The sequence below is a fragment of the Lacibacter sp. MH-610 genome (assembly GCF_045780045.1).
In the GTDB taxonomy this organism is placed as follows: domain Bacteria; phylum Bacteroidota; class Bacteroidia; order Chitinophagales; family Chitinophagaceae; genus Lacibacter.
In genome coordinates this window covers 216,920-241,634 of the sequence record NZ_CP116002.1, presented here as the reverse complement: position 1 = coordinate 241,634, position 24,715 = coordinate 216,920, and the positions used below count along the sequence as shown (strand labels likewise).

21 protein-coding genes are annotated in these 24,715 nt (G+C 39.7%); 5 read left to right on the top strand and 16 right to left on the bottom strand.

Translation table 11 applies throughout. The annotated features are described in order from the left end of the window. The 12 genes from PDL71_RS01075 to PDL71_RS01020 all read right to left on the bottom strand — a co-directional run bounded on the left by PDL71_RS01075 (position 1) and on the right by PDL71_RS01020 (position 18,744). Positions 1-3,846: a caspase family protein gene (locus PDL71_RS01075; protein ID WP_407524273.1), complete on the bottom strand. Its 3,846-nt coding sequence runs from the start codon at positions 3,844-3,846 to the stop codon at positions 1-3. Positions 3,847-3,868: 22 nt separating this feature from the next. Continuing rightward, the gene (locus tag PDL71_RS01070; protein WP_407524271.1) at positions 3,869-5,905 is read right to left on the bottom strand and encodes an ATP-binding protein; all 2,037 of its coding nucleotides are present in this window, start codon (positions 5,903-5,905) and stop codon (positions 3,869-3,871) included. A gap of 7 nt (positions 5,906-5,912) precedes the next feature. Continuing rightward, positions 5,913-10,202 (bottom strand): sensor histidine kinase, encoded by a 4,290-nt coding sequence (locus PDL71_RS01065; protein ID WP_407524269.1) that lies wholly within the window; start codon positions 10,200-10,202, stop codon positions 5,913-5,915. A 106-nt stretch (positions 10,203-10,308) separates the two neighbouring features. Beyond that, the gene (locus PDL71_RS01060; RefSeq protein WP_407524267.1) at positions 10,309-10,887 is read right to left on the bottom strand and encodes an HD domain-containing protein; all 579 of its coding nucleotides are present in this window, start codon (positions 10,885-10,887) and stop codon (positions 10,309-10,311) included. Continuing rightward, complete coding sequence (locus tag PDL71_RS01055; protein WP_407524265.1) at positions 10,877-11,776, bottom strand: YitT family protein; 900 nt, start codon at positions 11,774-11,776, stop codon at positions 10,877-10,879. Before PDL71_RS01055 ends, PDL71_RS01060 begins: the two co-directional genes overlap by 11 nt. Before the next feature lie 152 nt (positions 11,777-11,928). Continuing rightward, the gene (locus tag PDL71_RS01050) at positions 11,929-12,843 is read right to left on the bottom strand and encodes a hypothetical protein (RefSeq protein WP_407524263.1); all 915 of its coding nucleotides are present in this window, start codon (positions 12,841-12,843) and stop codon (positions 11,929-11,931) included. A gap of 3 nt (positions 12,844-12,846) precedes the next feature. Next, positions 12,847-14,460 (bottom strand): hypothetical protein, encoded by a 1,614-nt coding sequence (locus PDL71_RS01045; protein WP_407524261.1) that lies wholly within the window; start codon positions 14,458-14,460, stop codon positions 12,847-12,849. 16 nt (positions 14,461-14,476) lie between these two features. Then, complete coding sequence (locus tag PDL71_RS01040; protein WP_407528436.1) at positions 14,477-14,782, bottom strand: nuclear transport factor 2 family protein; 306 nt, start codon at positions 14,780-14,782, stop codon at positions 14,477-14,479. Positions 14,783-15,002: 220 nt separating this feature from the next. After that, a complete protein-coding gene (locus PDL71_RS01035) occupies positions 15,003-15,506 on the bottom strand; it encodes a YybH family protein (RefSeq protein ID WP_407524259.1) in 504 nt (167 codons plus the stop codon). A 59-nt stretch (positions 15,507-15,565) separates the two neighbouring features. Beyond that, positions 15,566-16,048, bottom strand: coding sequence for a lipocalin-like domain-containing protein (locus tag PDL71_RS01030; RefSeq protein WP_407524257.1), 483 nt, complete (start codon positions 16,046-16,048; stop codon positions 15,566-15,568). Between the two features lie 168 nt (positions 16,049-16,216). After that, entirely contained in the window at positions 16,217-17,512 is a 1,296-nt protein-coding gene (locus PDL71_RS01025) for an APC family permease (protein ID WP_407524255.1), read from the bottom strand. A gap of 53 nt (positions 17,513-17,565) precedes the next feature. Further along, complete coding sequence (locus PDL71_RS01020; protein WP_407524253.1) at positions 17,566-18,744, bottom strand: dipeptidase; 1,179 nt, start codon at positions 18,742-18,744, stop codon at positions 17,566-17,568. A 38-nt stretch (positions 18,745-18,782) separates the two neighbouring features. Here PDL71_RS01020 and PDL71_RS01015 point away from each other — a divergent pair, with 38 nt between their 5' ends. From PDL71_RS01015 to PDL71_RS01005, 3 genes are all read left to right on the top strand, one after another. After that, the gene (locus tag PDL71_RS01015) at positions 18,783-19,307 is read left to right on the top strand and encodes a GNAT family N-acetyltransferase (RefSeq protein ID WP_407524251.1); all 525 of its coding nucleotides are present in this window, start codon (positions 18,783-18,785) and stop codon (positions 19,305-19,307) included. A 190-nt stretch (positions 19,308-19,497) separates the two neighbouring features. Continuing rightward, complete coding sequence (locus PDL71_RS01010; RefSeq protein WP_407524249.1) at positions 19,498-19,707, top strand: DUF2892 domain-containing protein; 210 nt, start codon at positions 19,498-19,500, stop codon at positions 19,705-19,707. 50 nt (positions 19,708-19,757) lie between these two features. Next, on the top strand, positions 19,758-20,003 hold the full coding sequence (locus PDL71_RS01005) for a hypothetical protein (protein WP_407524247.1): 246 nt from the start codon (positions 19,758-19,760) through the stop codon (positions 20,001-20,003). A 4-nt stretch (positions 20,004-20,007) separates the two neighbouring features. On the opposite strand, the gene PDL71_RS01000 is transcribed toward PDL71_RS01005, so the two are convergent. The 3 genes from PDL71_RS01000 to purN form a co-directional block, all read right to left on the bottom strand. Next, positions 20,008-20,550: a hypothetical protein gene (locus tag PDL71_RS01000; RefSeq protein ID WP_407524245.1), complete on the bottom strand. Its 543-nt coding sequence runs from the start codon at positions 20,548-20,550 to the stop codon at positions 20,008-20,010. A gap of 41 nt (positions 20,551-20,591) precedes the next feature. Next, positions 20,592-21,326: a hypothetical protein gene (locus tag PDL71_RS00995; RefSeq protein WP_407524243.1), complete on the bottom strand. Its 735-nt coding sequence runs from the start codon at positions 21,324-21,326 to the stop codon at positions 20,592-20,594. Positions 21,327-21,391: 65 nt separating this feature from the next. After that, on the bottom strand, positions 21,392-21,958 hold the full coding sequence (purN, locus tag PDL71_RS00990) for a phosphoribosylglycinamide formyltransferase (protein ID WP_407524241.1): 567 nt from the start codon (positions 21,956-21,958) through the stop codon (positions 21,392-21,394). Between the two features lie 26 nt (positions 21,959-21,984). Between purN and PDL71_RS00985 the strand changes: the two genes are divergently transcribed. Beyond that, positions 21,985-22,893, top strand: a complete 909-nt coding sequence (locus PDL71_RS00985; RefSeq protein ID WP_407524239.1) for a tetratricopeptide repeat protein — start codon at positions 21,985-21,987, stop codon at positions 22,891-22,893. Positions 22,894-22,895: 2 nt separating this feature from the next. Here the strand turns inward: PDL71_RS00985 and PDL71_RS00980 are convergent, their stop codons facing one another. Continuing rightward, positions 22,896-23,195: a DUF6787 family protein gene (locus PDL71_RS00980; RefSeq protein WP_407524237.1), complete on the bottom strand. Its 300-nt coding sequence runs from the start codon at positions 23,193-23,195 to the stop codon at positions 22,896-22,898. Positions 23,196-23,439: 244 nt separating this feature from the next. On the opposite strand from PDL71_RS00980, the gene PDL71_RS00975 reads away from it, so the two are divergent. Next, complete coding sequence (locus PDL71_RS00975) at positions 23,440-24,678, top strand: c-type cytochrome (protein WP_407524235.1); 1,239 nt, start codon at positions 23,440-23,442, stop codon at positions 24,676-24,678. The last annotated feature ends 37 nt before the right edge of the window (positions 24,679-24,715 follow it).

The following is a 24,715-nucleotide window of genomic DNA, read 5'->3' as shown; positions in this document are numbered from 1 at the left end:
TCATTGCTGCGGTATAAATCTAATTCCGGATTCACGGTATATATCCTGTAAATACGAAGCGTTTTTTGATTGCCCGGGAATACGGTATATAATGGGATTTATATTTATATAGGGGTTTTGCTCCTCATCTGTATATTCCGCTTCCTCGTTTAATGATTGCTCAAATACTTTTTTGTGTACTCCTTTTTTAATGGTTGTCCATGCTGCATCATTCTTTAAAACATGAGAATAATTAAAACCTGCTGAAATTGCTTTTTTAAGATAGTTTACGGCTGCTGCTTCCTGCTTTAATAACGCATAACTCCTTGCTATCATGTAATACCGTATACTGAGCATTTGTTTTATATCCGTGGAGTCATACAAATCATCTGAATTTGGATTTACAGATGGGAATTTAGTTTGCAGCAAACCAATGGCGTTGTTGTATTGTTTTTGAAGCAGTAAGAGATTTGCTTTTTGTAAAATGGATCTGCAAATATCTATACCCGAACCTGAAGATACTTCACGAATAAGGGCAGCAGCTCTTGTATAATTACCGGAAATTGTATAAAAGAAAATCAAATCCTGTAAACCTGCAGAATCTATCTGACGGAACTGTAATAAGGTATCAAGATGTTTTTGTGCATCTGAATAATAACCTGCATACAATAACAGTTTCGTTAAACTGTTTCTTGCTATGGAATCTTTTGGCTGAAGCCTGATTGCATATTCATACCATTTTTTAGAGGCAGTATCATTGCCCGACCAATTGTACATATCCCCATACATCATTGCTGTTTGAAATTTGATTGATGTATCAGGTGATAGTAGCTGCGCCTGCTGCATATATGTTAATGCCGTTTGTACAGGATGAAATACGGGAGTTTCAATTACAATTGTATCATTAAATCCGGGCAAAGGCCATTTGGCTTGTTGTGGTTCCGAAGGATCATCAGATGTATTCCAGGGATAGGCATATCTTGAAAAATCATTGGTAAAAGAGGTATATAGTTCCTGTGGTATTTGACCATAAGCCATTTGTAAACGATGATATAAAAACAAAGCCGCCTGTTGTTTCCAGTAAAAATTTCTCGGCTGCAGTTTCATCATACGTGTATAAAAATCATGGATGGTTATTTCCAAATCACGATTGGCCTTAATCCAAAAATAATTAATAGTGATTCCGGTTAAACCATCTGTACCGGGAACTTTCCCAAATGAAAGATTGCGCAAATCACCTGCTTTACGGCTTAACGCTACCTGTTGCAATAAAACAGCTTCTGCTTTTTCATATTGCTGCAATTGCTCATACAGTTTCATTTGCTGTATTACCGAACTTGGTTTCACCGGCATTTCATACAGCGCTACCATTTCTTCATAAGGTGGAGGAGCAGCACCTTCCCGTTCAATAATCTTACGTTGCTCGGCTTCAAAATTCTTTAAGTAATCTTTAAAAACAGCCTGCTCCTGCAGTTGCTTGTTTTCAATAACTGTCACCTGCTCATAAATGGCAATAGCATCTGTTAGTTGTTTTTGCTGAATATATGCATGCGCCAGCAAATAAAAATCTTCTCTCCTGTTATAATTAAATACGGGAACAATTTTTATCATGCATCCTGCAGATTCCTGATTGCCTGAAACTGAAGTAAAGAAGTTGATTAATAAACTGTCTGATGTATAGCGGTTAATCGCTTCTTTCAGTAATGGAATGGCTTCCCCGTATTGTTTTTGTTCCAGTAATAGTTTACCCAAATAATGATGTGCTAATGGAAGTGAAGGCTGCTCCCGAATGATGAAATGTAAGTTTGCAATAACAGAATCTGCACGCATTTTTTTTTGTGCTGCAATGGTGCGGAGCAATAACCATATCGGCTTACTTCTATTTTCTGCTGCAGTGCTGGTAAAGAAGCATGAGTCAAGTAGTTTACTTAGCTCTGCATCAGGCACACCACCCAACTCAACACCAAACGAAAAATAATCATCATTAACAGCAAAATCATTTTTGAGAGATGCAGCCGATGAAAAATAGCGATTGGCGTTTTGATAATCACCCGCTTGTAAATACAAATAACCCAAACGTTCAAAGGGCAGATAATGCACTTTGTTGAGCTTAGATGCACGCAAATAATAACTCATTGCTTCAAGGGGCTTTTGTTCACGCTCCATCAAAATGCCCGCATTCATATAAACATAGGAAAGATTGGGCTGCAAAGAATCAGCTTTGTGCAACGCCATGGTTGCTTTCTTGTTATTTTTCAGCATCAGGTTCATCCGTATCTGGTTGCTCCAGGGTATGGCCCAGGTACTTGCCATAGCCGAAGCAAAATCAAAATGATATTGGGCTGAATCAAACTTTTTTTGGTGCACATACAAATTGGCCAGTTCATTATGTACATAAGCAGCATAAGGCTCCAGCTCCAGTGTTTTATATTGATGGCGAAAAGCGGCTTTTACCAGGCTGTCTTTCTTTTTAGAGGTTGCTAATTGTAATCTTGCCAATACACCGGAGAGATAATGCATGTTAATCTGTAATACCCCTGCCAAGTGGTGATTGGAAGGAATAAGTGTTAATGCAACTTTAATCATCGGCAGAAAGTCCTTGTAGTTTCTGGCACCGCTGTAATAATACTGGCGTTTCTCCAGTTCTGCTTCTTCACCGTTTAGATATGCGTTAATCATGGACTGAGCATTGTTCTGTACCAGTTCAGCAAACCGCTCATTAAATTGTTTTTGTAAGGATGTGTTGGTAAGTAATTGCTTCCTGAGCATTTGAAGTGTATCGGAGTATGCATTGAGGTAAATCTTTTTTTCACCCGTTTGTTCCGTATAGGTTTGTTCAATGGTATCCTGTATAATACATTGCTCAATGATGTAGTTTGCAAATGTATTTTCAGTTAATGGCGGGAGCGAATCAAAAGCTATAAAATTTTCCAAAGGATAGGTGGCTGCATGATTAAAGAAATTATCAATTGGCTCCCGTATAATCTCTTCAGTTGTTTTTGTTTTTTGAAACTGTGGTATCGTTGATGTATCAACCTTTGAAAGTACCAACAAGGGATTACCATCCGTTACAGGCGCCTGTTTGTGTTTGAGCAGTTGTAAAAACTCATCCCTCTTAATGGATGCTTCAACGTATTCTTGTATTTCTGCAAACGTAATTTGACCGTCTTTCATTTTATCTGCCAACCCATACAAACCTCTGAGCAGGTAGTATGAAAACACACCACGGCCGCCATCCCAAAACTCACCTTCTGCTGCTTCTTCATCGGCAGCACAGGAAGCCATCCTGATTTCATTGTTCAATACCTGCTGCAACTGTTGCGCCACCCATTGCCTGCCCTTAAAAAAATCGCCGGCCAGTTTTCCTGAATGACAGGCATCCGTAATGATGATGATCTTAGCTTTTTTCTGAAGCGTTAAAAAATTAGCATCTGTATTTAACTGTTCTACTGATACCGCATTATTGGGATAGTTGTGCGGCGGTGTATTGTAAGCCAGTAAATAACCTTTGTTTTTTTGATCAACTGTTTCTACATCGCCATGTCCTGAAAAATAAAAATACACTTCATCACCTTCATTGCATTGCTCCTTAAGCCAGTCAAGTGCATTGTAGATGGCAGCAATGGTAGCCTGCTCATTCAGCAGTATGCGGATATTGGATAAAGGAACATTGCCACCACTTGATGATTGCAACCATTGTGCAAAGAGTTGGGCATCTTTATCAGAATACACAAGCTGTCGGATGTTTTTATTTTCATAGGAAGCAATACCGATAACCACAGCATAGGTTTTTGTTGTTTTGTTTTGGCCAACAACTGTACCTGCACAAAGCAGTAATGCATACATTAAAACTGTACGTAATTTCATTGTGTACTACAGGTGGTTTACGTCAAACGGTAGGCAACAGTATGATAAAATCAGTTCCTTCTCCCTCTTTTGTTTCTACTTTCAACTCCCCACCATGTGCTTTTACAATATCATAACTCAAGCTCAATCCCAATCCTGTTCCCTGCCCTGTTGGTTTGGTAGTGAAGAAGGGTTGAAAGATTTTATCCAACACCTTCTGTGGAATACCATTGCCATTATCCTTTACTGTAACTAATACTTTGTTGCCTTCTTTGGTTGTACTTACTTCAACAGTAGGTTCATAGCCAGCCATGCCCTGCTTTGATTTTTCATTCACTACATAGAAAGCGTTTGTAATTAAGTTGAGTATAACTCTTCCCATATCCTGCGGAATGATGTTGATCTTACCAATGCTTTCATCAAAATCCGTTTTCATCCTTGCGTTGAAGTTTTTGTCTTTTGCACGAAGACCGTGATAAGCCAGTCGGAAATATTCATCACACAACAAATTAATATCAGTTAGTTCTTTTACACCACTGCTGCTGCGGCTGTGCTGGAGCATACCTTTTACAATATCTGCTGCACGCTTACCGTGATGATTTATTTTTTCAAGATTGGAATAAATATCATTCAGCAATTCATCCTGCTCGTCAGTTGTAAGTTTTGACTTTTGACTTTTTAATTCTTCAATCAACTCGCTGCTCACTTCACTAAAGTTGTTGACGAAATTCAACGGGTTTTGTATTTCATGGGCAATACCTGCGGTGAGTTCGCCGAGGCTGGCCATCTTTTCAGATTGAATAAGTTGAGCTTGGGTGGACTTTAATTCATGAAGAGTGCTCTCTACTTTGTCTTTCTCTTGCTGTAAAACTTTATTGGCTTTTTGCTTTTGCCGGTTGTTACGATAAAAGATGAAAGCAAGCAGCAACAGAACACCCATACCAGCTATAAAGAAATAGGTGCGAATTTTATTTTGATAAGTTATTTTTTCCTTTTCAATATTCTGCAGCCGGAGTTGTTCATTAAACCCAGTATTCTGAAAAGTGGTTAAATTTTTGATTCGCATTTTCGTAAGGCTATCAATCATCTGCAAAGCAAGCCCCTGGTACTTATAAGCACTATCCGTTTGACCATTCATCTGATAGGCCAGATAAATATTCTGGTAGAGTGTGCCCAAATTCACTGCAATACCCACACTCGAACCAAGCATACGATAAGTTTCCAGGTTTTTTATGGCATAATGCAACGCAGAATCTTTTGGACCTTCGCTTAAATAAAATTTCGTAAGCCCGAAATAGGATCCATTACTCAGGTTGGTGTAGTTTCTTTCAGCTATACACCAGTCAATACTTTTGTAATAATATTCTATGGCTTTGTCCTTGTCGCCTTTTCTGTAATAAATCAGCGCCATAATGCTGTAGATCTGTCCAAGATATTTTTTATTGCCTGATTGGAACGCCAGTTGTTCACCCTCCTGTTCAAAAAATAAAGCGGAGTCTAATTGATTCAAATAAGCGGCGTAGCTTCTTCCCAAATTCATAGCTGCCATCATTTGCCGGCCGGCGTGGCCAATTTCTTTTGAAATCCGCCGGGCTTCTTTGAAGTGAAACAGCTCCTGTTCGGTGTTTTGGGTTTGCCACATAAGGATAGCAAATATGTGATGCGTATAAGCAAGTGACAGTAACCGGTTGTTTCCATCAAAACGGGAACTGGCAAATAACGACCATGTTTTTGGGTTGTCGTTTTTTGGATTTTTGGCAATTTCAAAGGCTTCCCATAAAATCTTCAGCGCTTCGGGATAGCCACCCTTACTCTGTGTTTGATACGCTTTTGTAGCAAGGGCTACCACCAGCTCCAATTTCCTGTTATTCTTTTTCGCTATTTGTAACGTCAGGTCAGCATAACGCAAAGCTGAATCTCTGTTGCTTTCTTCATAAAAAAGATACAGTTCTTTGCAGGCGTTATAACGTACTGAATCAATGATAGAAGTTGATAACACCGTTTTCAAACTATCATTATTTTGCGCCCATGAAAAACAGGGAAGCACAATCAGTAATGCTATTTTTAAAAACTTATTCATAGTATTGTTAGTAAGGTACTTGAATGATAAACACACTGCCTTCTCCTTCCTTTGTTTCCACTTTCAACTCACCACCATGTGCCTTTACAATATCATAGCTTAAACTCAATCCCAAGCCTGTTCCTTGACCTGTGGGTTTGGTGGTAAAGAAAGGTTGAAAAATTTTATCGAGAACTTTCTGAGGGATTCCCGGGCCATTATCACGCACCTGTATTTCAATGCTGTTGGTGTGTTTTTTAGTAGTTACTGAAACGACTGGTTCGTATGTGCCATCTATTTTTTTCTTTTGTTCATTTACCGCATAAAATGCATTGTTGATAAGATTCAAAATCACCCTGCCAAAATCCTGTGGAATGATACTTAAGGGTGTAATACTTTCTTCAAACGATGATTCGAATTTTGCATTGAATGATTTGTCTTTGGCTCTTAATCCATGATATGCCAAACGCAAATACTCATCACACAAGGCATTGATATCGGTGAGTTCTTTTTGTCCTGATGATGTTCTGCTGTGCTGTAACATGCCTTTTACAATATCTGCCGCACGCTTGCCGTGATGATTTATTTTTTCAAGATTGGAATAAATATCATTCAGCAATTCATCCTGCTCTTCAGTTGTAAGTTTTGACTTTTGACTTTTTAATTCTTCAATCAACTCACTACTTACCTCACTAAAGTTGTTGACGAAGTTCAACGGGTTTTGTATTTCATGGGCAATACCTGCCGTGAGTTCACCCAATGAAGCCATCTTTTCACTTTGTATCAATTGCTTTTGTGTAGACTGTAATTCTGTCAAAGCCTCTTCTGCTCTTTTCTTTTCGGTTTGGATTTGAATCAGGTCAAGACGAGCCTGTTCGGCCAATGCTTCCGCCTGCTGCAAATCTTTATACCTTTTATAAGTGAGACTAAGCACTGAAGTAAAGCGGCGATAAATTTGCAGTTCATCTTCCTGCATCTGGGTTTGCGTCCATGCATACACACCGCCTTCTTTAAAGAAAAAGAAATAACCGTATTGCACTTCATCATGGTTATAATCCGGAAAGGCAATCATGGGCCGGATGATTTTATAGTATTCTTTTATTTCATTACCACGTAGTACAGGAAAATAATCGATTTGGCTCAACCAGTTGTTATATACATTTTCCAAAACAGGGTGCCCTTCCATTTTAATTTTTCCTACCAGTTCGAGGCTCTCGCCTTGTTCAGTGGTATTCCATGTAAATAGTTCGCCTGTTTTATTTTCTTTATTAAGTAATCCTACGCCACATCTTCTGGGTGTAATACTGAATGAATGCAGCTCTTTATAAAAAACTCCAATTGTATCAGCAAGGTCTTGCGAATTATGCATTGCCATTGCTTTACCCCTCACTCTTTCCAGTGCTGCTTCTATTTGTGCTTCTCTTGCCTGTTCTTCGGACTTTTGTAAATCAAAATATCGCTTAAAAGTGAGGTCAACTACTGAAGCAAAACGTCTGAGTAGTTTTTTTTCATCTGTAGTAACGGGTTGTTTACACCAACCATAAAACACACCGTGGGTGAAGTACATAAAATAGCCGTACTGGTCTATTTCTGTTTGCTCTGCAGGTACCTTAAAACTATTTCTTATTTGCTCATAATAAGATTTCAGCAGCTCACCATGCAATTCAGGATAATAATCTTCACCCTTCATCCATTGGTTGTAAACTTCTGAAAGCACAGGATGATTGTCGAGCACTGCCCATCCAACTAAAGAAAGATTTTCACTATCCCCGGTAGTAGTAGCGGAGTATAATAAGTTTTTTCTGTTCTCTTTGTTTTGAATGCTGATGCCGGTGCGAATAGGAGTAAAGCCTAATTTTTTTAATTCAGTAAAAGCAATGATAGCAGTAGATGGCAAATCATTACTGTTATGCATAGCCATTGCTTTACTGCGTACTCGTTCCAATGCCGCTTCTATCTGTGCTTCTCTTGCCTGTGCTTCGGCTTTTTGCAAATCGAGGAAGCGGGTATACGTTTGTTCAAATATTTTGGCGAAGCGTTTGAATACATCATGCATTTCAGGGAAATGCTCAGAAGTAATGAAAAGCAGGTTGCCGTGAGAAAAATTCGCAAGATGATCAATCTGAAAAGTTGGGAATGGGATGCCGGCATCCAACATATTTTGCAATATCTCTCCCAAAACAGGAAGTGATAACATATACCTGTAATGGCCAGCTTGATATTCACCTTCCTTTTCATATACACAAAGTTCATCACCTCTCTTTCTTGATTTGATGAAGTTCATAAAAACCGGATGTTCCGTTAACGGAATTTTGCAAGGTGGAAGAATATGGCCATCAGCACTTCCGGGATACCATGTACATTCCTTGTCATCAATTTCAAAAATGTTGAATCCGCAATGAAATTGAGGCACGCCTAATGCTTTCACTTGTTGGAAAAGAAGACCTGCTACTTCGGGCAGTTCATCACTTCGCTGCATAGCCATCGTTCTTGCCCGTACTCTTTCCAATGCTAATTGTATTTGATTTTCTCTTGTCTGTGCCTCCGCTTTTTGTAAATCATGAAATCTTGTATAGCTGGAATTAAAAACATTCCCGAAACGGTGAAGGATGTTAAACTTTTCATCGGTTAATGGTTCTGTGCCTACCACTTCCAATGCACCAAAATTGTTGAAGGACGCAGAGAAGGTGATTTGTTTGTTTTGGCTAACGGGTTTCCGGAGTGCTTCCGGCAACTCCGGATATTGTTTGAAAAACAAAGTCTGAAATTTTTTCTTCTCCGTTCCTGTTAATGCAAAAATCCATTTCGGGTCTTTTGCTTTCCATGCAGCTATAATGGATGTAAAGAAAGGTTCATAAAACGGAACAATTTGCAAAGGCCGTGCAGGTTTGTTCATTTCATCACTTGCAATCCACAATGCATTTGATTGATCAACAGGGCCGTGAATCCATATGATACAACTGGCCAATGAAAAATCCAGTTTGTTCAATTCTGTAAAAACAGTTGCTACCAGTTCGCCCAGCTCATCAGAATGTTGCATGGCCATGGCTCTTGCACGAACTCTTTCCAACCCAAGTTCAATAGCTGCTTCTCTTGCATTTGCTTCTGCTTTTTGCAAATCAAGAAAACGAATATATGCCTGGTTGAATGCAACGGTAAACCGACTGATGATTTCCTGTTTTTCTTCGGGCAAAGGTTCCAGGCTGCCGGTAACCAATGAACCAAATTGATCAGACGAACCGGAGAGATGAACCCTTTTAACAGCAGCCATATCTTTTTTGATAAACTCTGGCAAGCGTGACAACTCTGTTTTACTGAAACCAAATCTGTCCCAATCTTTTTTTTCTTTTCCTTCGAAATTGTATTGCCATTTTTTCTTTCGTTTCTTCCAGTTGTCCAGGTACAATAAATGTGTTAGATGTTGATTTGATTGAATAAAGAACCCATTCTCTACCAGTAACCCTTCTTTACCTGCGAGCCACCAGGTGATGCCTTTGTTTTCAGGATGTACAATCATGATAAAACACCGGTTGAGTTTTGCATCCAGCTTTGTAAGCTCTGCATATAATTTATAAATGATATGGCTGAGCTCGTTTGAATTTCGCATGGCCATTGCAGCTGCACGAACTCTTTCCAATGCTGCTTCTATTTGTGCTTCTCTTGCCTGCGCTGTTGCTTTTTCAATATCCAGGTAGCGGCGGTAAGAAAGTTCAAATACATTCTTAAATCGAACGACCAATTCCTCTTCTTCTTTATTCAAAGCTGCATATGTTGATACCCCCAATGCCACCGGCCCTAATGAATACCAATAATAGTTGAGTGAAGAAGCCTTCGCTAAATATTTATCTGCAAATTGATTGGTGGATTTTTTTTGAAATGTGTACCAGTCCTGAACCTTCTTGCCTTTCAATGTGCGTTTGAAAAATTTATTTGAACCCTCAAGCATTTTCTTTACAAATGCTTTTGACATGGCGTGGTTGGTATAGTTTACCTCTGTAGTGAGGTGTTTGTTGTGTTTGGTATAAAACTCGTAATTGGTATAAGTGCCTTTTTCTTTATGTATGATAGCTGTTTGTACATTACGTATATACTGTACACCTAAAGTTTCTAATTGCTGTGAAATGATTTTGCAGATAGTGAGCATGTCATCCGCCTTTTTCATGCTCATAGCCACCATGCGTACTTTTTCAAGTGCAGCTTCTATCTGCAGTTCACGGCGCTTCTGCAATAACTCAATATTGTATTGCTGTACTTTCTTTTTTAATTGAAGGTTCTCGCTTTTGAGTTGTTCAACAGCGGGTTGTTTTGCACCTTTCATACAAACCTTAATTTATTTTGTAATGCACGTGGAAAATGGTTCAGGAAAATAACCCAATTTTTCGGGTTTTTATAAAAATGAACTAAATAAAACAGGAGCTGACTGCTTATAATTTCAATTTTAGTCCATTCAGATAGCCGTGCTTTAAAGGCTCACGGTATTGTTTGCAAAAGGTTGTGAAGAATTGATGATGTTCTAAAAAGAAAATTTGTGTACGGTTCCATAGTTCTTCATGCAAATACGGATTGAGCATGCGCAACTCTTCAAACAACTGCTGTGCCTGCACGGGCGCTTCATCTGTACCCAGGTATTCCAGATCAGCATCAGCAATAATCTGCTCTAACAGGTTATGCGGTGTTTGCGGAATTTTAGTGGCCATAATCATTCCGCAGATCACATAAATTTCATCAGGATGAAAGCCAAACTCCGGCAAATATTTTTTTGCCTGCACACAACTTTCTTCTTCATGACCGTAGTAAATGTTGATGTATCCTGTATCATGCCACAACGCAGCCGCTTTGAGCAAACGGATATCCGAAGCGCTGCATTTTTCATGTGCTGCTATCTCCAGTGTTTTATTATAAACATAAAGTGTATGATTGAAATTATGGTAAGGATAAGTTGCAGCAACACTATTGTTGATGAGCTCTTGTACCAAGTCCATCATGCGTTGCTCAGTGTCCATGTGCTTTGGGTTTTAAGATGCCGCCGGCTGCTTCCTTAATACTTTGTACGTATATGAAAGCTTTGGGGTCAATACCATGAATGGCAGCTTGAATATTGTGCACTTCTAAGCGTGTAACAACGGTAACAATAATATCGGTATCTGTTTTAATGTCAAAACTGCCCGGGAGGTAGCCACGCTCACCTTTGTACACGGTTATACCTTTGTTGAGTTCATTCACTAAATAATCTTTTACTTCATCAGGTTTAGATGATATGATGTTGATAGCCGTATATTGTTCAATACCATCCACCACATAATCAGCGGTACGTGTAGCAGCAAAATAGGTAATGAGGGAGTACATGGCAGTTTCCAATCCAAAATGAAATGCCGCTATTGCAAAGATGATGGCATTGAACATTAAAATGATTTCACTGTTGCTGAAGCCGGTTTTACGTTTGGTAAACACCGCCACCACTTCAGCCCCGTCTACCACACCGCCGGTTCGCAATACAAGACCTACGCCGGTGCCCATGATTAAACCGCCAAAAAAGGCGATGAGTAATTTATCTTCAGTAACAGCCGGTATATGTACAAATTGTAAACCAACAGCAAGCAGCAGAACGGCAATACTTGTTTGTACAGCAAAGGTTTTACCAATACGCCTGTAACCCATGTAAATGAACGGAAGATTCAATACGATGGAAAGGATACTGATGTTAATATGATATAATTTATAAAGCAGAATGGAAATGCCGGTAATACCGCCGTCCAGAAACTTATTGGGAATTAAAAACCCACGCATGGCCAGTACTGCAAGGGAACAACCCACAAGTGTTTGAAATAAATTTTTAATACTGAAGATTCTTTTCCAGTCTACTTTGTCAGTTTTGGGTTTACGCTTAGCCATGAATGCCGGGGGTTGATTTTGATGCGTAAGATAAGAAATATGAGAACGTGCCGCCTCTAACCTTTTTTAAAATAACGGTACAGGAACGCACAGGCAAAACCAACAATAATGTAGATAATGAAACGGATGATGCGTTGTTTGTTCATACCAAATTAGTTGAAATGATATTCATTTCTAATTAACATGATCAGGCTTAAAGCACTTTCTCTAAGTTGCTTAAATCTGGTAGTCTCCTGACGAGCAAATGTTTTTATCTGATTTAACAGGTTTATGTATTGATTCAGTTCTGCAAGATCCACTCTGATACTAATACTATCGGGGATATTACCAACAACACCCTCTGTTTTATTGTTTTTATACCAGGAAGAAAGATCCGAAGCGATTATCATTTTTTCAAGATATCTGTAATTAAGATTTTGGTTCGTGATATATTGTTCATTATACTGATCGAATATTTCACATTGTAAATCATAAGCAGATATTGAATCGGCTACTTGTTTGTTTCTGATAAGCCGCATACCTCCTGCATTTTTTAGTTGACTGGAAGTGATCTGGTTTCGGATAAGACGTTGATCGTATGTGGTGCGACGAAGTGTTTTTAGAAATTTTCCTGAAATTTTTTGCAGATTTTGATGAAGTTCAAAGTAATCAAATACAGAATCAATGGCATTAATGCGTCCGTCTTTTCGTTGAATACCTTTGTCCAGCATGATTATATCTGCAGCAAGATCATTTAACAAAGATTGCATGTATTGCTTTTCCCTGTTATGCTCTATGACATGCTCCAACTGATACTCTGCAAAAAACCCGCAAAACACTGCCAGGAACAACATTAAAAATTCCCAGAAATAAGATTTCCAGTTTCGTTTACCATGTTCGTGATGGGTGTGGTGATGGACTTCCATGTCTTTTTCAGTTTCAGGTTTCTGGTTACTTGTTTCTGGTTGGGGTTCAGCTTCGGAATTTATATCATCAGATGCAATGCCTTCATTAGTTGAAGGAGTATTCAACTGTGCCTCTTGCTGTGGACTGTCGTCTGTGGTCTGTTGACTTTTTTCCTCTTCCATTTTTTATTTTTTAAAACATGCTTTTATCAAACTATCATCCCCGGTTAATTGCCAGTTCACTAAAGATACCGGCATAATGCCTGCGTTGTAAAACCTATCAAAAAATTTGTAAACTGTATAATCCTTGCCTTGTTGTCTTGACACATCCATCATCATACGTTCAATAAAATACTTGCCGGTAACATAACTGGTTCCGTAACCCGGTTGACGTAAGTATAAATGTTGTTCAAAACCTGCGAGACTTTCATCACCCGCCCATCCGGCCGGTGTCCGGTTCATTTGATAGCTCCGTGCTTCTTCATAGTTCATCATATTTGCCTGCGCATATAAAGAAGCCAATCCTCTTGCACAACGCTGCGCCAGCATAATCCAAACCAATTCTTTTGCTCTCGGATTATCATTCCACAAACCGGCAAGCATAAATGTTTCTTCCAATGAAGTGGCAAGCCCTTCACTCCGCTGCATCCAGATATTATAAGCAAGCGCCTCTCTGCGGATAACATTTGGATGCGGCTCTTCTGTTAACCCTGCAATTTCAAACCAATGTGTTAAGTGAGAGTACAACACACCCGGTGCATGATGCGAAATGTTTCCAAAAAAATTGCGCTGTGCTTCCGGTATAAAACTGCCCATATGTTTTCGTAAGGCCGGCTCCATATAACTTTTCACCGGCATGATGTTCTTTTCTTTTAAAAAACGCATCAGTTGATTTACATGCGCATCAGCTCCTGCATTGTACTCCTGTTCGTTCTTATAAGGTTGTAAGGGAGGCAGGTTCCGATAATTCTCCTGCTCCAGTTGCATGGAAGCAAAAGCACGTGTAAGTTCCCGGTTAAGCAGCGTTACTTCATCTTGCCACGAAAAAGGGATGAGCATCACATTACGCAGAAACCAGGTATAGTTTTCTTTGCCGATACCGGAGGGTCCTGTTTTATTTGGTGTTTCTTGTAGTAACCAATTTGCAAATGTTGTTACTGCTTTTTTTGCATTGGTAATCGCATCTTTTAATGGTTGCGTATTGTTGATGGTTTTAGATGAAAGTTCATCCAGCAAACTCAATTGTGCCTGTACATCTTTGGTACCTGCTGTCCATAAATCACGGGCAGTACCGGTGAGATTCATTTTTGCCTGCTCATACAAAGGCGGAATTACTTTAAGCTGTGCAATTAGTTTCTGTTCTTGTTCAGCGGTTAATGGGAAATTGTATTGCCATAATTCAATGGCAGCAAAACTCGTAGGGCCTTCATGCTCCGGGGTATCACTTTGCTCAGCAAAAATGATGGCGTAAAAAGAAGGGTCACGCACCCATGGTTTTAGAATGCGGCAATTAAAATCCAGTGCATTCATTTCACTCAGCACTAATACATAATCCACTTTATGTTCTAAAGACCATGATGAGGTGTCAATTTTTGCATGTCTGTTTTTCAGCTGTGCTAATGATTGTTGAATTTTAATAACTGTGGCAGAACGGTAGTCCGGCACACCATTGGGCAATGATGTTCTTTCTAATTGTCGCAGTTCTTTTGTGAGTTGCAAAAGCGATTCATAGGTTTTTGTTTGGGCTGATGAAAAAAGGACAAGAAAAAGTAAGTAAAAGAGCAGTATATTCTTTTTCATATTGATTATAATGTGTTTAATTTTTTGGCAGTCTTGTTGAATGTAATACATTTATTTTCCATTTCTTTTTTTCTTTCACAAGCACAACTGTTTCCATCCATTTTACAAGTTCCTCCTTTCCGTTCCTTGTGAATGTTGATTGGAGGTAGTATGTAACCCATGCTGTTAGTTTGTTGATGGTGGCACTTATAAACTCAAAGCTGTTGGTACGTTTAAAATCTGGAATGAATTTACTCTGCATTACTTTTTGAATGATGGTATCGATCGTCCAGGTTTGTCCATACTCATAAAATCTTGCATTGCCTGTGCAGTATAATTTTATGGCGGCAGTATCTGTAGTGGATAATGCAGTAAAGAGATTTTCAATTGTTTGCTGTGCTGCGTTTTCTTTTTGCTTATTGTTTGTGCAGATACAGATGTTGTAAAAGACAATGCAATAAACAAGAAACCTGTTTTAAAAATCATTTTAAGGTATTTGAAACTATTGTACATTAAAAAACCGGGAAACAAAGATTCATTTCCCGGTTAAGCATTGTCAAGTTTTATTTTTCTTTTGCATCAGCATTGCTGATGTCTCTTACACATAAATACTTGCCGTCACGTTTTACCCAAATAGCCATGTACTTGCCGGAGTAGGTTACTTTGCCTGTAGAATCTTTTCGTATGGCAGAGCCCGTTTCAGTAACTGTATTTTCATCACCAAACACATCCAAAACGGTATAGGCAACCGTCATACTTTTATCTCTTGTTGCTTCTCCTGCTTCCATATCTTTCAGTATGGCTTCTCTGCCGCTGATCATGGGTTTGTTTCGGGGCATAGTAACGGCATCCTCTGCATATAAGTTAGCCATGGCTTTTACATCACCTGCATTTTCAGCAGCAGCCCAGGCTGTCTCCAGAGCTTGAATTTCTGTTTTTACTTTGTTCATGTCAGGTGCAGCAGGGGCTGCAGCTTCGGCTGGTTTGGTTTCTGATGAGTTACAAGCAATCATCATTACTGCAAGGAGCATACATAATACAATTTGCAGATAGTTTTTTTTGTTCATAATGTGAAGTTTTGTTGCCTACTCTGAGCGGTTTTCGGCTACCCCGTTAAAAAAGTTTTTTATTCCACCCGCACCAGTACTCTTCTTGTTCTGATGTTATCACCAATAATGGCCGTATCTCCTTTTAATTGAATTTGTCTTGGCTGTTCTGTATCCGTATACCAGGGAAGTGTTCCTCCCTTTACATGATGGATCACCTGCCCTTTTGAAGGTTCGTATGTGTAGGTGCCGAAGTATCCGAACGAATGACGGCTGAAAAACTCATGAAAATTGATATTGTATTTTTTTGATTCTTCTTCTGTGATCTTAAGCGGTGCGTCGCTTGAAACATTAATGCTGAGAAGTCCACCCGGCGTATAAATAAAATAACCTCTTGGGTTATTACCGTAGCGGTTGATCCATGTATTGGAAACACTATCAAAATCAGCAAACTCCACCAAACGCCAAACACCTGCTATAGTTTTACTGTTTGTTGAAGATTGTGTTGCGGCGTTATAGAAACACAAACAAAATAAACACGCAATAGCTAATTGCATTCTCATGTTTGTTAAGAATTGGTAATACTAAAAAGATGTAAAGGGAAGCCGGGAAAGATTTATCAAGCGGATGTGGATTTGAATGCTGAAGGAGAACGAATCAATAAATCTAATGATTCAGTTGCAGAGTTCAAAGTACTTTCAGCTATTAATTTTAATAAACAGTTTCAGGTTCTATTTTACAGCATTAGTTTTCTTTATCCACCACATCACCCAATAAATTACAGAAAGCAATACCAATGCAATGGCAACGCCTATCAATTCTTTCTTTGTGAGATTGGATAACACCCAAAGAATAATGATGCTCGCCACTACAGGAATTATGATACCACCCGGTATTTTAAACCCTGTATAGGTTTCTGTTTTTTGAAACCGGAATTTGATTACTGAAAGTACTACCCCCAGGTAAATTAATAAAATAGAAGCGCTGCTTAATACCAGCAATTGCTGTATGCTGCCGGTAAAAGATAGTACAAAACAAATAGCGGTATAAACAAGTATGGAATAATAGGGTGTAGCAAATTTTGAGTGTACTTTAAATAAGAAGGAAGGCAGCAAACCATCACGTGCACCCGCATACAACAAACGTGGAATGCCCAGCACTTCACCACTAATTGCACCTATCATGGAGAGTGCCGTACCAATAATTGTAATGGTGAGCCCCGCAGTGCCCAATAGTTTTTGTGCTGTAGCTGTAATAGGCGCCTCTTTATACTTCATTAATTCGTTGCCCAGCACACCTTGTGTAATCAATTGAATGGCCATGTACAGCAGCAATACAATGAGCAAACCCCAAAATAATCCTAATGGTACCGTACGTGCAGGGTTTTTAAATTCACCACCGTTGGTAACGGCTGTCTCAAGACCAATAAATGCAAAAAACAACACTAATGTGGAAGCGCCTAAATCGTTCAATTCAAAATGAGTGGTAATGGAGAGTGCACTCCAATCCATCTTTACTGTGCCTAATGCAACCACCAATAATAAAGGAATGAGTTTAGCAACGGTTGCAATAACGATAAACCATACACCTTGTTTGGCTCCTCTTATATTGATGAACGCAAGCAATGCAAATAACAAAAAACAAAAACTGATTCGAAATACCGGAACTTCTAAAGCAGGCCAAAAAAAACTGAGCGTTTTTGCTACCGCTCTGGCAGATGCTGCATCTGCCAGTACACAGCTTGTAACAAAAGTTATATTAGCCAGGAAGCCGGCGTATTTACCAAATGCAAATTCAATATAGGTATAAGCTCCGCCGCTTACTGAAAATCGGCTGCCTGTTTCAGCAAAACACAAAGCGATTAAAAAAATGAGAAATCCGCAAACTATAAATGCAAAAAGGGCAGCATTGCCCATGTGCTCTGCTGCAAGTGCCGGCAATACAAAAATACCCGTGCCGATTGTCATGTTAATCACTGCACAGGTAAGTCCAAAAACACCAATGCTTCGCTTGAGTTGTTCCTGCATGTTGTAATGAAGTGTTTGGTCAAAGGCTTGTGAACAGCAGTTAAAACGAATTATTACTGATTTTGGTTAGCCGTAAACACTCTCTTGAAATTGCCGCCTAAAATTTTCTGAATATCTTTTTTACTGTACCCTCTTTCTAAAAGAGCTTTGGTAATGAGCGGCATATTTTCTACTCCGTTTAATTCAAGCGGCGGTGCTTCAATACCATCAAAATCACTTCCCAAGCCTACATAATCAACGCCCACCAGTTTTACAATATAATCCAGATGATTGAGTAAAACAGATAGCGATGGACGCATGGCTTTCATTTCATCTTTATACTTATCGCCCACCATCATGAGTGCATAATCTTTTTGTTTGCCCTGTTTGATGAGTTCTTCTACTTCACTTTGATGCTGTTTTAGAAAAGCATCACGCTTGCGCTCATAAGTACTGTCAATAAATCCTGCATAAAAGTTGAGGAAGATAACGCCGCCGCTTTTGGCAATCGCTTTTATCTGTTCATCTTTTAGGTTTCTTCTGTGCGGGCAAAGATTCCAAACGCAACTATGCGAAGCAATAATGGGCTTGGTAGCAATTTTTGTAATGTCCCAAAATGTTTGTTCGCCCACATGACTCACATCTACCATTATACCCAGTTCATTCATTTTCTTAATAACAGTTCTTCCAAATTCAGTAAGACCTTTTTTACCATCAGCATTTAATTTACCTCCTTGTGTGGTTTCGTCTGCTGCACTTGTTGCCCATGGTGTTGAATTATTCCATGTAATAGTCATGTATCTTACTCCACGTTTGTACAGGAGTTCGAGTTTGTTTAAATCATTCTCCATCATGTGCCCGCCTTCCATTCCTAAAAGCGCTGCTAATTTTTTTTGCTGAATAGCCGTTTGTAAATCAGAAGGATTATACACCATCATCATACGTGCAGGATTGCGTTGTGCCCATGCGTACACACTGTCAATTTCACGGTTCGCATAATTGTAGGGGTCTTTTTGCTCCCCATCACAAAAAATAGAAAATAGTTGTGCATCCACACCGCCTGCAAACATACGGTTTAAATCAGAATGTGTTTTGCCTTTTAAATCCGTATCAAACGCTACATTCTTTTCAATAGCAGAAGATGGAATATCATTATGTGTATCTGCTACAAAACTTTTTTGATGCAGTTTTTTATACTTCTGTGCAAATACAAATGAAGGGAGCAAAAGCAGAAACATCAAACGAAGGAGCATGCGGAAAAGATTGTAAGTTTGTTTTGAAGATATAAAAAATGCTGGAGATACAACTTATAACGGCGGAAGGGGACGATATGGACGCCATACGTAGGCTCTTTCGTGAATATGAAACAGAGCTGAACGAAGACTTATGTTTTCAGAGTTTTGAAGCAGAACTGAAAAACCCTTTGCTGAAATACGGTCCGCCTAAAGGTGTTTTATATATGGCCAGGTGGAACAATGAAATCGCCGGTTGTATTGCTTTATTGCCTTTGGATGAACGCATTTCGACTACGCTAAATGCCGGTGCCAATGCTTCGACTACGCTCAGCATTGTTTGTGAAATGAAACGTCTCTACGTTCGCCCGGCTTACCGAAAACATAAAATCGGCAAAGCGCTGGTGGAGCAACTGATTGCAGATGCAAAACGATTGGGGTATACAAAAATGAAGTTAGATACACTGCAAAAACTACAACCCGCCATACAACTCTATCAGCAATTTGGTTTTATTGAAACCACTGCATACTATCACAATCCTTTGCCAGCTGTTGTGTATATGGAGCGGCAGTTGACTGACTAATATCATCTTCTTTATTTACAAATGTGATAACTATCACAGTTCTTTCAGGGAAAGGAAAATAGCTTTACATGTATATGAAAATGACAGAGGCAAAGGGTGTTAAACTTTTTATCGTCTGCATCTTGTGTATTGCACTGGTGGCCGGTATTGTTTTAGTTGTTCAATTCTTTAACCGTTAAAAAATTATTGTATGAAAAAGAACATGGGATCTGCTGATCGTATTATTCGTGTATTGCTGGCAGCTGTATTTGCCTATTTGTATTTCGGAGGTGTTATAACTGGCACGCTTGGAATTGTACTGGTAGTATTGGGCGGTGTGTTTGTGCTTACAAGCCTTATAAGCTTTTGCCCGTTATATACCCTGGTGGGTTTTAGTACCTGCCCCCGTAAAACAACCTGAAGCAGCAAAACATTTTAAGCACCGGTATTGTTATAGTGGTAAAGCGTTTTATGAAAGAACTGAGAATACCGGTGTTTTTTGTTTCAGCACTTGTGTTGATGTATGCAGTATCACCACAGCTGGGCTTTAGTGATGATGCAGTGGTTCTGTTTTTCCTCTTATTACCGCTGCCGGTAATCTGGATGGTGGTTCGTATTTTAAAAGACGGTACTCCTTCTTCCAAAACATGGGAAGAATATTTTTATGAAGACCACGCTTATAAAAGAAGCGGAAGAGAAAAAATGATGAACGAGTGAAAGGTTATTCCTTACTTCCCTTCTCCCCCACAAACCATTGTTCTTTATTTTTAAACAGCACATTGAATGTGGTGAGCGAACCATAGCAGCGTGTAATGTATTGCTGCATGTTTACTTTTTCTTCATCGCTTAAGTTTTTACTGCTGTTGATGTTTTGTTCCAGTACACGAAGACGATCTCTGAGCATTACAATTTTATGAAAGAAATCTTCAATGGGAATTTCTTTGGGTTTGAGTGTTTTATCAGCAGGTTGTAATATCATAGTGCCATGCTGCCAGCGTTCTCCTAATGGAACAGTTTCAGTCATACCGTTCCATAAACGGAGAATCTTGAGCAGACTTTTTTCTACCTCACTATGAGTTTCTATTTCTTCACTTACATTTTCAGGAATGATTTCATCCAGTTGTGTATCGGTCTTATCTATTTCTTTAATCCCGGCGTTGATAAATGAAATGAGATAAGCAGCGTACTTAATCCCCACAATAACTCCCGGGCCGTATTGCGTATGTTGTAAACGGGTGCCAATACCCAATGTGGTTTGTTCCATACTATTTAAATGTTTGTGCTAAAGTAAAAGGAATAGGTCGGTTATTGCGGGTACTTTTTCAGAAAATCTTTAGCTGCCGCCTGTATGTACATGTACAATTCTATATCAAGAATCTGGGTGAGCAGTTCGTACTCCGGTTTGTATTCAATCATAAACCGGTCCAGGGCCTCACCATCTTTAAGTGTGGTAAGGCGTTTTACAATGTTTTTATTGAAGCGGTACTCAATATACCGGTCCTGTTCTTCTTTAATAAGCCGTTGCTGAAAGAGCAACCTGCTTTTGTTTCGTCTGAAACGGAACACACTAATCAATGCATCTAAATCAATACCGGCACCAAAGCCTGACTCCGGTGCAGAGTTGGAAATGCGCAAACCGCCTTTATCGTAGTTAAAAATTTTATCGTAAGCAATACGGTTTTCAATGGAATCCTGCCGGCGTGTTTTACCGTACACAATAATTTCTTTCAGCTGTTTGTATTTGCCCGGCACGTGCAGGTTAATGGCAATATCAAACTGCCAGGGTGTTTTAATAGCCGTTACCGGAAACATTTGTGTAGGCTTGTTTCTGAAAAAGAAGAACAGCGAATCCTTCTCACCTGCAAAAATGGTGTAGTTGCCCACACTATCTGTAAACGTCATGGTACCGCAGGTGCAGAGTACCTGCACGCCTTCCACCAGGTTGCGTTTGGTACTGTCATATACCGTACCGCTTACCTGTATCTGAGCAGTAGCGCCGGAAGCAAGCAATAAAAGAAAGTATAATAGAAATTTTTTCAAAACGGATTGCAATAATAAACCTGTATAGGCAAAAAAGTTCAGCCACTTTGTTTTTTAAGATGGATTTACGAGAGCAGCAGTTGCTCTATCACTTTTGGGTAATGTGCATGTTCCAGTGCATGAATCCGTTGTGCCAGTGTTTCCGGCGTATCATCACCCAGCACTTTACAGGTAGCCCGGAAGATGGTATCACCATGATCATATTGCTCATCTACATAATGAATGGTAATGCCACTTTCCTCTTCTTTAGCTGCAATCACCGCCTGGTGCACATGACTGCCGTACATACCCTTGCCACCATATTTGGGCAAAAGCGCCGGGTGTATATTAATTATCCGTTGCGGATAAGCTTTTATTAAAGCAATCGGAACTTTCCATAAGAAGCCGGCAAGAATAATCCAGTCTATCTTATGTTCTTTCAAGAGCGGTACATAAGCATCGCCTCTGAAAAAAGGCTCTTTTTCAATGAGCAGGCTTTCAATACCATGTTCGGCTGCAATCTTTAACACACCTGCCTCCGGTTTGTTACACACAATTAAAGCAACCTGTACTGATGCATGATGCTCAAAGTGTTCAATTATCTTTTTAGCATTGCTTCCTGCTCCTGAAGCAAAAATGGCGATTCGTGTCATGACGTGCAAAATTGTAACTTTCTGCCATGCAACGATTACTTCTTTTTGGTCTCCTGCTTATTATTCAGCAACAGGCATCCGCTCAAATTACTTTTTGCGGCAGTAAATCTTACCCGGCACTTTCTTTTTCAACTGAAACAAAAGAAAAACTGGAGGCTGATGCAGAAAATGCAAAAAGCGTTTATTTAAAAGATATCACCAGCGCTGATGCTTTAATCTGGTATGGAAGAAGATTGGCTTATCTCGGCAAGTACGATGAAGCTATAGCTGTTTATACCAAAGGCATTGAGCAGCATCCCAACGATGCCCGTCTGTACCGCCACAGGGGTCATCGCTACTTAACTACGAGATGTATTGATAAAGCCATCGCTGATTTTACAAAAGCAGCAGCTCTTAGTAAAGGCAAACCGGATGAAGTGGAGCCGGATGGTATGCCCAATGCTCAAAACATACCCACCAGCACCCTGCAATCCAATATTTGGTACCACCTTGGTCTGGCATATTATTTAAAAGGCGACTTTGCCGGAGCGGAAACGGCTTATAGGGAATGTTTGAAGGTTTCTGCCAACCCGGATATGTATGTGGCTACCGTTAACTGGTATTATATTACCCTGCGTCATCAGAAAAAAGAAAAAGAAGCGGCAGAACTGCTCCAGACCATCAGTAAAGACATGAAACTGATTGAAAATGAAGGTTATCTCACCATTTTGTTGCTGTATAAAGGAGAGCAGGATGCAGAAGTGTTGTATCAACAGCTTATGGGCCATCAAAACACACTCAATAATGCCACACTGGGCTTTGGTTTGGGCAACTATTATTTATTAAGTGGCCAAACTGAAAAAGGCAAAACTGTTTTAAATGCAGTATTGAAAGGGAGCCAGTGGGGGAGTTTTGCTTTTATGGCGGCAGAAGCGGTACTTGAACGAAGCAAGTAAAATCAGGCAGATGTGTTTTTATCTTTGATCATCCCCATCTTAGTACCCATTTTTTTAAGATAATTCACAAAAAACCTGAACTGTCCAAAAGGAATGCTGATAAGCAATACACATAAGGGCCATAAAATGGTAATGAGCGGAACATAAAGTAACCAATACACCCAGTTTTTTTCATCCAGGAAGAGTTGAAGCAACCAACTGCCGGCACGGGCACAAAGACTGCCACCAAGGGCAAATGTGATAAAGATGAGCGTAAACTGTAACCAGCCAACCTTCCATTTATTCTTTAAACGGGTAAACATGCCGCAAAAGTGATACTATTCAGTTGTTTTGCCATCAACTCAGGCAAAAACTTTTGTCATAATTCTTTTAATGTTTTTATAAATAGTGAAAGAGGTTGAAAATTGTTTGTGATTGCAATCATCATTTGTCAAACAAGCGTAAAAATTTTTTTGAAACTGTGGATATTATGTCAGTATCGTCCCCTAAATTTGCAGCCTGTATAACGGGATATAATTCCTCATCACATTACGTTTCTGAAGCGATATGAATCAACCAAAATCAATCTCCGCTCGGTCATTTCTTTTCAGCTTATTATTTATTATCAGTGGTTTTGGCAGCAATTTGATGGCACAGGATGGAAAAGCCCTGTTTCAGGCGAATTGTGCCAGTTGTCATGCCATCAATAAAAAGCTGACCGGTCCGGCACTGGCGGGTGTATTAGAAAGAGGTCCCTGGGCCGATCGTAAAAAATTATATGCATGGGTACGTAACCCATCGGGTTATGCTAAGACAGAACCTTATGCAGCCAATCTTATTAAAGAGTATAGTGGTGTGTTGATGACTGCTTTCCCGGCTTTGAGCGATGCAGAAATTGATGCGATTTTTACATATGTTACTGCTCCTCCAAAGGATGGTGGTGATAAAAATCAACCGCTTCAACCTCAACCGGCAGCCGATAACTCTTTCCTCTTCGGCATCTTAGCCCTGGTGTTGGCAGTTGTAGCATTGATCTTATTACAGGTTAACAGCAACCTGCGCAAGTTAACGGATGAAAAAGAAGGTGTTCACCGTGGTGAGCCGCTTCCTTTCTGGAAAAATAAAGCGTACATCGCTACCGGCATTATCTTATTATTCCTTACCGGCGGTTACCTCGTGGCTCAAAGTGCCATTAATCTCGGCCGTCAAACTAATTACCAGCCGGAGCAGCCTATTTATTACTCTCATAAAGTACATGCCGGCATCAACCAGGTAAACTGTTTGTACTGTCACGGTGGTGCTATGGAAGGTAAGCATGCTAACATTCCAAGTGTGAATGTGTGTATGAACTGTCACATGGCCATTAATGAATACAAAGGTCCTGAGTTGGTAAAAGATGATGGAACCAAGGTAGATGGTACGGCCGAAATCAAAAAGCTGTATGATTATGCCGGTTGGGATCCTGCTGCCAACAAATACACCAAGCCGGGCAAACCCATTGAGTGGATCAAAATTCACAACCTGCCCGATCATGTTTATTTCAATCACTCACAGCATACAAAGGCCGGTGGCGTTCAATGTCAAACCTGCCACGGCGAAATTCAGAACATGGGTGAAGTATACCAGTTCAGCAATTTAAGCATGGGTTGGTGTATCAACTGTCACCGTGAAACCGCTGTGAAGTTCAAGGATAATGGTTTCTACAGCATCTACGAAAAATTCCATAACGACCTGAAGAGTGGTAAAATGGACAGCGTAACAGTAGAAAAAATCGGTGGTACTGAGTGTCAGAAGTGTCACTATTAATTCAGAGCAGGAGCTATTTATATAGAATCCTGAGAGA